This is a genomic window from Streptomyces sp. JW3 (assembly GCF_052216785.1).
Taxonomy (GTDB): Bacteria; Actinomycetota; Actinomycetes; order Streptomycetales; family Streptomycetaceae; genus Streptomyces.
This window is the reverse complement of sequence record NZ_JBQOUX010000191.1, coordinates 1-7478: the sequence shown is the minus strand read 5'-3', so window position 1 is coordinate 7478 and position 7478 is coordinate 1. Positions and strand designations below refer to the sequence as shown.

10 protein-coding genes and 1 pseudogene are annotated in these 7478 nt (G+C 73.5%); 9 read left to right on the top strand and 2 right to left on the bottom strand.

Features of this window, described 5'->3' with window-relative positions; translation table 11 throughout:
* Positions 1–480 (top strand): helix-turn-helix domain-containing protein (locus ACTT8P_RS37580; RefSeq protein ID WP_442836285.1); only part of this gene is annotated, 480 nt, incomplete at its 5' end.
* Positions 481–516: 36 nt separating this feature from the next.
* On the opposite strand, the gene ACTT8P_RS37575 is transcribed toward ACTT8P_RS37580, so the two are convergent.
* On the bottom strand, positions 517–1257 hold the full coding sequence (locus tag ACTT8P_RS37575) for an SDR family NAD(P)-dependent oxidoreductase (protein WP_442836284.1): 741 nt from the start codon (positions 1255–1257) through the stop codon (positions 517–519).
* Positions 1258–1351: 94 nt separating this feature from the next.
* Between ACTT8P_RS37575 and ACTT8P_RS37570 the strand changes: the two genes are divergently transcribed.
* From ACTT8P_RS37570 to ACTT8P_RS37555, 4 genes are all read left to right on the top strand, one after another.
* The gene (locus tag ACTT8P_RS37570; protein WP_442836283.1) at positions 1352–1957 is read left to right on the top strand and encodes a TetR/AcrR family transcriptional regulator; all 606 of its coding nucleotides are present in this window, start codon (positions 1352–1354) and stop codon (positions 1955–1957) included.
* A 143-nt stretch (positions 1958–2100) separates the two neighbouring features.
* A complete protein-coding gene (locus ACTT8P_RS37565) occupies positions 2101–2760 on the top strand; it encodes a DUF1707 SHOCT-like domain-containing protein (RefSeq protein WP_442836282.1) in 660 nt (219 codons plus the stop codon).
* 143 nt (positions 2761–2903) lie between these two features.
* Positions 2904–3599, top strand: coding sequence for a TetR/AcrR family transcriptional regulator C-terminal domain-containing protein (locus ACTT8P_RS37560; protein ID WP_442836281.1), 696 nt, complete (start codon positions 2904–2906; stop codon positions 3597–3599).
* Positions 3600–3713: 114 nt separating this feature from the next.
* Positions 3714–4703: an NAD(P)-dependent alcohol dehydrogenase gene (locus tag ACTT8P_RS37555; protein ID WP_442836280.1), complete on the top strand. Its 990-nt coding sequence runs from the start codon at positions 3714–3716 to the stop codon at positions 4701–4703.
* 80 nt (positions 4704–4783) lie between these two features.
* Here the strand turns inward: ACTT8P_RS37555 and ACTT8P_RS37550 are convergent, their stop codons facing one another.
* On the bottom strand, positions 4784–5242 hold the full coding sequence (locus tag ACTT8P_RS37550) for a DUF6299 family protein (RefSeq protein WP_442836279.1): 459 nt from the start codon (positions 5240–5242) through the stop codon (positions 4784–4786).
* A gap of 205 nt (positions 5243–5447) precedes the next feature.
* Between ACTT8P_RS37550 and ACTT8P_RS37545 the strand changes: the two genes are divergently transcribed.
* The 4 genes and pseudogenes from ACTT8P_RS37545 to cysC all read left to right on the top strand — a co-directional run bounded on the left by ACTT8P_RS37545 (position 5448) and on the right by cysC (position 7394).
* Positions 5448–5642 carry a DUF5999 family protein gene (locus ACTT8P_RS37545; RefSeq protein ID WP_442836278.1) on the top strand — a complete coding sequence of 65 codons (195 nt, stop codon included), beginning with the start codon at positions 5448–5450 and terminating at the stop codon, positions 5640–5642.
* Positions 5643–5655: 13 nt separating this feature from the next.
* Positions 5656–5878 (top strand): annotated as a pseudogene (locus ACTT8P_RS37540) (AMP-binding enzyme); the annotation flags it as partial.
* 15 nt (positions 5879–5893) lie between these two features.
* Complete coding sequence (locus ACTT8P_RS37535; RefSeq protein ID WP_442836277.1) at positions 5894–6706, top strand: PaaX family transcriptional regulator; 813 nt, start codon at positions 5894–5896, stop codon at positions 6704–6706.
* 136 nt (positions 6707–6842) lie between these two features.
* The gene (gene cysC, locus ACTT8P_RS37530; RefSeq protein WP_442836276.1) at positions 6843–7394 is read left to right on the top strand and encodes an adenylyl-sulfate kinase; all 552 of its coding nucleotides are present in this window, start codon (positions 6843–6845) and stop codon (positions 7392–7394) included.
* Positions 7395–7478 lie beyond the last annotated feature (84 nt).

Sequence of the window (7478 nt, the reverse complement as noted above, 5' to 3'; positions counted from 1 at the left end):
ACCTGGGCCGTGGGCACGCTGCACCGCGCGTCGGGCGTACCGGAGCCGCTGCGGCGCTGTTTCGTCGAGGCGGCGGCGGTACCGGCGCTGCGGCACCGGCTCGGCGACCTGCCGGCGCTGGTCGGCTGTCTGCTGCGGCGGACCGGCGCGGGCGTGGAGTGCGCCCCGGAGGTGCTGCCGCTGCTGCGCCGCCACGACTGGCCCGGCAACGTCCGGGAGCTGGGCGCCGTTCTCGGCAAGGCCGCCGCGGGCCGCCACACCTACCGGATCGAACTGCGCGACCTGCCGCCCGCCCTGCACAGCGCGGCGGGCGGCCGGTCATTGAGCGCCTGGGAGGCGGCCGAGCGCGACACGCTGGTCCAGGCCCTGCTGGCGGCGGACGGCAACAAACTGCTGGCGGCGCAGCGGCTCGGCATCTCCCGCACGACGATCTACCGCAAGATGCGGGCCTACGGGATCACCCTGCCCGCCGGCCACTGACCGCCGCCTCGGTGCTCCGCGGCCCTTCAGATCCGGTCAGATCTGGTTCAGGCCGCCGTCGACGTACAGGCTGGAGCCGGTGACGAAGCTGCTCTGGCCGGAGGCGAGGAAGGCCACGGCGGCGGCGATCTCCTCGGGACGGGCGAGCCGGCCCAGCGGCACCCGCGCCGACAGGTGCCGCTTGAAGTCCTCCGGGTCGGGGGTGAGAGCCAGCAGCGCGGGGGTCTCGGTCGGGCCGGGGGTGACGGTGTTGACCCGGATGCCGCGTCCCCTGAGTTCGGCGGCCCAGGTCCGGGCGAACGACCGGGTGGCCGCCTTGGTGGCCGCGTACACGCCCAGCGCCTCGTCGCCGACGTCCCCGTTGGTGGAGCCGTTCAGGATGACCGACGCGCCGTCGTTGAGCAGGGGCAGGGCCTTCTGGACGGTGAACAGGGTGCCGCGGACGTTGATGCCGAAGAGGGTGTCGAAGTGCTCCTCGGTGATCTGCTCCAGCGGCGCCAGCGAGGCGACGGAGGCGTTGGCGAACAGGACGTCCAGGCCCCGGCCGCGGTCCCGGACCGCCGCGTAGAGCCGGTCCAGATCGGCCAGGTCGGCGATGTCGCCGGTGACCGCGGTGGCCGCCGGGCCGATCAGTTCGACCGCGGCGTCGAGTTCGGCCTTGCGCCGGCCGGTGAGGAACACGTGCGCGCCCTCGGCCGCCAGCCGGACCGCGCTCGCCAGCCCGATCCCGGTGCTGCCGCCGGTGACGAGAGCGGTCTTTCCGTCGAGAAGTCCCATGTGGATAGCCCCTTCGGCTTTTTGTAGCGATCGCTGCGGAAGTCGAACGCCAGCACTTCTGAAGCGATCGCTGCGGAAGAGGTAGGCTGCGGGGGTGGAGACGAAAGAGAGCGGCCCGATCGGCCGGCCGCGCGGATTCGATCCGGACGAGGCCCTGGAGCGCGCCATGCTGGTCTTCTGGCAGCACGGCTACGAGGGGGCCAGTACGGCCACCCTGACGCGGGCGATGGGCATCTCCACCACCAGCATGTACGCCGCCTTCGGCAACAAGGAGAAGCTGTTCCGCAAGGTCCTGGAGCGCTACACCGAGGGCCCGAGCGCGTACCTGACCCGGGCCCTGGAGGAGCCGACCGCGCGCGGTGCCGCCGCCGCGGTCCTGGCCGGCGTCGTGCGCACCACCACCCGCCCGGCCCAGCCGCACGGATGCCTGGGCGTCCAGAGCGCCCTGGCCACCAGCGACGCCGGACAGGAGGTCTGCGAGCTGCTCGTCGCCTGGCGGCAGGACGGCTGCGCGCGGGTCCGGGACCGGTTCCGGCGCGCCGTCGACGAGGGCGACCTGCCCCCGGAGACCGACCCCGGGCTGCTGGCCCGCCACCTCACCACCGTCGCCTACGGCATCGCCGTACAGGCCGCGAGCGGGGTGGGCCGCGACGAGCTCCAGGAGCTGGCCGACGCCGTCCTGCGCAACTGGCCGCTGTGACCGCGCCGTTGGCGGCGCGACCGGGTCACGCCGCCTGCCCGATGTCGCGATACAGCGTTAGTCTGCTCCTGGCGCCACACCCCGCGCCCCGCGTCGCGCGGTGACGTTCGAGCGGAGACGTTCGACAGGACCAGGGCGGAAGCATGTCGGGAGAGATCTCACCCACCGGTAAGCGCACCGACCCCGGATCACCGCCCCAGTCGCCCGAGTTGCGGGCCTCGCACGCGGACCGGGACCGGGTGGTGGACGTGCTGCGGATCGCTGCGGGGGACGGTCTGCTGACCGCGGACGAGCTGGACGAGCGCCTGGAAGCCGCCCTGTCGGCGCGGACCCTGAGCGAACTGGCCCCGCTCACCGCCGACCTGCCGCCCGTGTCGGCCACGGCCGGCGCCACCGTCCCCGAGGCCAAGGACGTGGTCCGGTTCGAACAGGTGCACAGCGCCCCGGTGGTACGCACGGGGCGCTGGGTGGTGCCGCGCAGGCTGGAGCTGGCGCTGACGTTCTGCGGGGCCAAGCTCGACTTCACCGACGCGGTGATCACGCACGACACCCTCCGGATCGATGTGGGCATGACGGGCAAGACCCTGAAACTGATCACCCGGCCGGGCGTCGTGATCGACACCGATGGCCTGCAACTGCTCCACAGCAGGGTCAAGTACCGCCGGCCCCCGGCCCACCCCGACACGGCACCCGCCCTGCGCGTGGAACTGGTCGGCCTGAAGACCTTCGGCCGCGTGGTGGTACGGCCCTCGCGGCGGCCGTTCCGGTGGTGGCCGCGCCGCCCGGGTCGCTCCGTCTCGTAGCTGTACGTGGCGGCCGGCCCACGCGGGAACGTCACCACCCCGCTTCGCCGACCCCCGGGCGGAGATCGGCGGCTAGCATGACTGGCCGCACGAGATCCGCACGAGTACCCGCACGAGTACCCGCACCAGAGGGGAGGGTGGAGATGGCCCCGCAGGCCGATGCCGCCGCGCGGCCCCGCACTCCGCTGAGCAGGAAACGGGTACTGGACACCGCCGTCGCACTGGCCGACGAGGGCGGCGTCGACGCGCTGAGCATGCGCCGGATCGCACAGGCGCTCGGCGTCGTGCCCATGGCGCTGTACAAGCACGTGGCCAACAAGAACGAACTGCTCGACGGCATGATCGACGTCCTCCTCGGCGAGATCGACCCACCGGCCGCCAGCACCGACTGGCAGACCGTCGTCCGCCGGCGGGTGCTGTCGGCCCGCCGTATGCTGTTGCGTCACCCCTGGGCGGCCGAGGTCATCGAGGCACGGATGAAGGCCCGCGCCACCCCCAGCCCCGCGATGCTGGCGTATCTGGACTCGATGGTCGGCGCCTTCCGGGCCGGCGGGTTCTCGCTGGACCTGGTGCACCACGCGATGCACGTGATGGGCAGCCGTCTGCTGGGCTTCTCCCAGGAACTGTTCCAGGACACCCCGGGCGGAGCCCCGGACCCGGACGCGCCGCCCCCCGAGGAGATGGCCGCGCGCTATCCCCACCTCGCCGAACTGGCCATGAGTGTCGCCCACGACCAGGCGTCGGTCGTCGGTCCGGGCTGCGACGACCAGTTCGAGTTCGAGTTCGCCCTGGATCTGACCCTGGACGGCCTGGAGCGGCTCCGGGGCAGCACGGCCTGATCTGCCGCCGGCCCGACCTGCCGCCCTCCCCCACCCCTTGACGGGTGTACGGCGTACACCTAGCGTGCCCACCTAGGGGTGTACGCCGTACACCACGACGGGTGGGGAGGCACGATGAAGGCGATCGTCCAGGAACGGTTCGGCCCACCGGACGTCCTGCGCCTGACCGACACCGACCGGCCCGCGGCCGGGCCCGGGCAGGTGCTGGTGCGGGTGCGGGCCGCCGCGGTCAACCCCTACGACTGGCACATGCTGCGCGGCGACCCGTACGTGGCCCGGCTGACGGGGGCCGTGGGGGTGACCCGGCCGAAGTCCCGGGTGGCGGGGATCGACGCGGCCGGGCAGGTGGCAGCGGTCGGCGCCGGTGTGCGCGGAGTGCGGCCCGGTGACGAGGTGCTGGGCTTCTGTCCGGGCGCCTTCGCCGAGTACGCGTGCACCACCGCGGACCTGCTGGTGCCCAAGCCCGCCGGCCTGACCTTCGAGCAGGCCGCCGCCGTCCCGATGGGCGCGGTGACCGCGCTGCGCGGCATCCGGACCGTCGGCCGGGTCCGGGCCGGGCAGCGGGTGCTGGTCAACGGGGCCGGCGGCGGCGTGGGCACGTTCGCCGTACAGCTCGCCGTCGCCCTGGGTGCCGAGGTCACCGGGGTGTGCGGCGCCGGCAACGTCGAGCTGGTGCGCTCGCTGGGCGCCGCACACGTCGTCGACTACACGCGGCGGGACTTCACCGACGGGCCCGTGCGCCACGACGTGATCCTGGACAACGTCGGCAATCATCCGCTGCGCCGACTGCGCCGGGCGCTCACCCCGACCGGCACCCTGGTGGCCAACGGCGGCGGCTCGCCCGGCCATCTGGTCGGAGCGATGGGCCCGATGGCGCGGCTGCTCGCGCTCAACGCGTTCGTCCGGCAGCAGCTCCGCGTGATCCAGCCGGCGGCCCCGGCCGGACCGACCCGCGAGGACCTGCTCGCCGTCACCGCGCTCATCGAGGCCGGCCGGCTCACCCCGGTGGTCGACCGGACCTGCTCCCTGCCCGAGGCGGCCGAGGCCGTACGCCATGTGGAACGGGGCCACGCCCGCGGCAAGACCGTGGTCACCGTGGACTGAACACTCGGCCCGAACGCACCGCCGCGACACACGGCCGCGACACACGGCCACGACACACGGGCGGGCCGGGGCGCCGCCGCTCAGCCCTGGACCAGGGTGACCTCCCGCGCCTGTCGGGCGTGGAAGGCGGGCAGCGGGAGGCCGCTGAGCGGGCGCAGTTCCATCAGGGTGGCCTCGACCTGGGCCGGTCCCGGCTTCAGGCCCTCCGCGGTGGGGGCCGTGGCGGGTCTGGCGGAGTTGACCCAGGGGTGTTCCAGTCCGTCGCAGACCGCGCGGGTGCCGCCGATGCCGTGCCGTACGGCACCGGCGTCCTGGCTCACCGAGGAGCTGACGAAGACGGGGCCGCCGGCGTCGCAGCGGTAGGTGCCGGAGAGGGTGACGGTGCCGTCGGGGGCGATGCGGCCGGCCGGATCGACCGTCAGCCAACCGGAGACCGACGGGACAGCGGGGGCGGAGTGGACGGACGGGGCGGCCTGGGCGGCGGGGGCGGCGGACAGCAGGAGCAGGGCCGCGGTGGCCAGGGAGGACTTCACGAACACGGGGCTCTCCAAACGATGGGGGTTTCCACTCGTACCCGCCCGGTGCCGCGCTCGGCGTGACCGTCACTCCTTCGGTGGCGCGTTGCCGGACCGTGCCGTCCGTGTCCGGGTGTTGTCACGGTCGGCCGCCACCGGTTCCGACGAGTCCGCGGCGCGGGCATCGTCTCCGTACAGGAAAGGCCCGTATCCGACGCGGAGGTGCGCCATGTGTTCCCACCGGTCCTCGTGTCCCGGCCCCGACACGCTCCCCGTACACGTCGTCGCCGCTCATCCCGAGCAGGGCTGGAACCTGCTGTGCGACGGCACCATCGTCTTCGACGACACCGGCGAACTGCTCCTCGACGGGCGGGCCGTGGATCCGCACCGGGTGCCCGCCGGGCGGCTCACGATGGCGGCCTGACCGGCTGCGGCAGGCGGGCTCGGAGGTGGAGGACGCGCTGCTGCGCCATCCCGACGTGGTGGAGGCGGCGGCGGTGGGGCGGCCGGACCCGGAGCGCGGGCAGACCGTGGTCGCCTACGCCGTACAAGTGTCCGCGCGAGATCGTGTTCCGTGCCGCGCTGCCGCGCACGGCGACCGGGAAACTCCGGCGGTTCCGGCTGCTGGAGACCAGGGAAACCACGGGTGACCGGCAGTGATGCCGACGACCTAAGATGATCAACGTGTCCGACCAGCATGCACCACGGTCCCTCATCGTCACGCTCTACGGCGCGTACGGCCGCTTCGCGCCGGGCCCGGTCCCCGTCGCCGAGCTGATCAGACTGCTCGCGGCGGTCGGGGTGGACGCGCCGTCCGTGCGCTCGTCGGTGTCCCGGCTCAAACGGCGCGGCCTGCTGCTGCCCGCCCGCACCGCCCGGGGCGCGGCCGGATACGAACTGTCCGACGAGGCCCGCCGGCTCCTCGACGACGGCGACCGCCGTATCCACGCCACCGATCCGCCGGCCGACGACGGCTGGGTGCTCGCGGTGTTCTCGGTCCCGGAGTCGGAACGGCAGAAGCGGCACATACTCCGCTCCCGGCTGGCCGGGCTCGGCTTCGGCACCGCCGCGCCGGGGGTGTGGATCGCCCCGGCCCGCCTGCACGCGGAGACCCGGCACGTCCTGGGCCGGCTGCGGCTGGACGCCTATGTGGACTTCTTCCGCGGCGAGCATCTCGGGTTCGCGCCGACCGCCGAGGCGGTGGGCCGCTGGTGGGACCTGGCCGCCATCGCCAAGGAGCACGAGGCGTTCCTCGACCGGCACGCGCGCGTCCTGCGCGCCTGGGAGGGCCGCCCGGACACCCCGCCCGAGGACGCCTACCGCGACTACCTGCTCGCCCTGGACTCCTGGCGCCGGCTGCCCTACGCCGACCCGGGGCTGCCGGCCCGGCTGCTGCCGGACGACTGGCCGGGCATCCGCTCCGCCGCCGTGTTCCGGGCTCTGCACGAACGGCTGCGGGACGCGGGCTCGGTCTTCGCCGACCTGTGACAAAGGGGCTGTGACCTCGCACACAACACCCGTCACTCACGCAACCCTCAGCTTTCTCTGTGCCTCCTCTCAAGTTTCTTACCTACCGTCCGTGAGGTCGTCACGGGGGCAAGGAACGAGAAGAGGACTGTTGCGCATGACCACCACGGCAAGACCGCTGGGAGCCACCGTCTGGCTCACCGGGCTGCCGAGCGCGGGCAAGACGACCATCGCCCGGCTGCTCGGTGACCGGCTGAAGGCGGAGGGCCGCCGGGTGGAGGTGCTCGACGGCGACGAGATCCGCCGCTTCCTCTCGGCGGGCCTCGGCTTCTCCCGCGCGGACCGCAACACCAATGTGCAGCGCATCGGCCTGGTCTCCGAGGTGCTCGCCCGCAACGGCGTGCTCTCCGTCGTCCCCGTGATCGCCCCGTACGCCGACAGCCGCGAGGCGGTCCGCGAACGGCACCGGGCGAGCGGAACCCCGTACATCGAGGTGCATGTCGCCACCCCGGTCGAGGTGTGCAGCGAGCGCGACGTGAAAGGGCTGTACGCCCAGCAGGCCGCCGGTGAGCTGACCGGGCTCACCGGGGTCGACGACCCCTACGAGCCGCCCGCCGACCCGGCGCTGGTGCTGCGTACGCAGGAGCAGACGCCGGCCGAGTCGGCCGACACCGTGTACGCGGTGCTGGCGGAGCGGGGGCTGCTGTGAACGACTTCGCCCTCTCGCATCTGGACGCGCTGGAGTCCGAGGCGGTGCACATCTTCCGCGAGGTCGCGGGCGAGTTCGAACGGC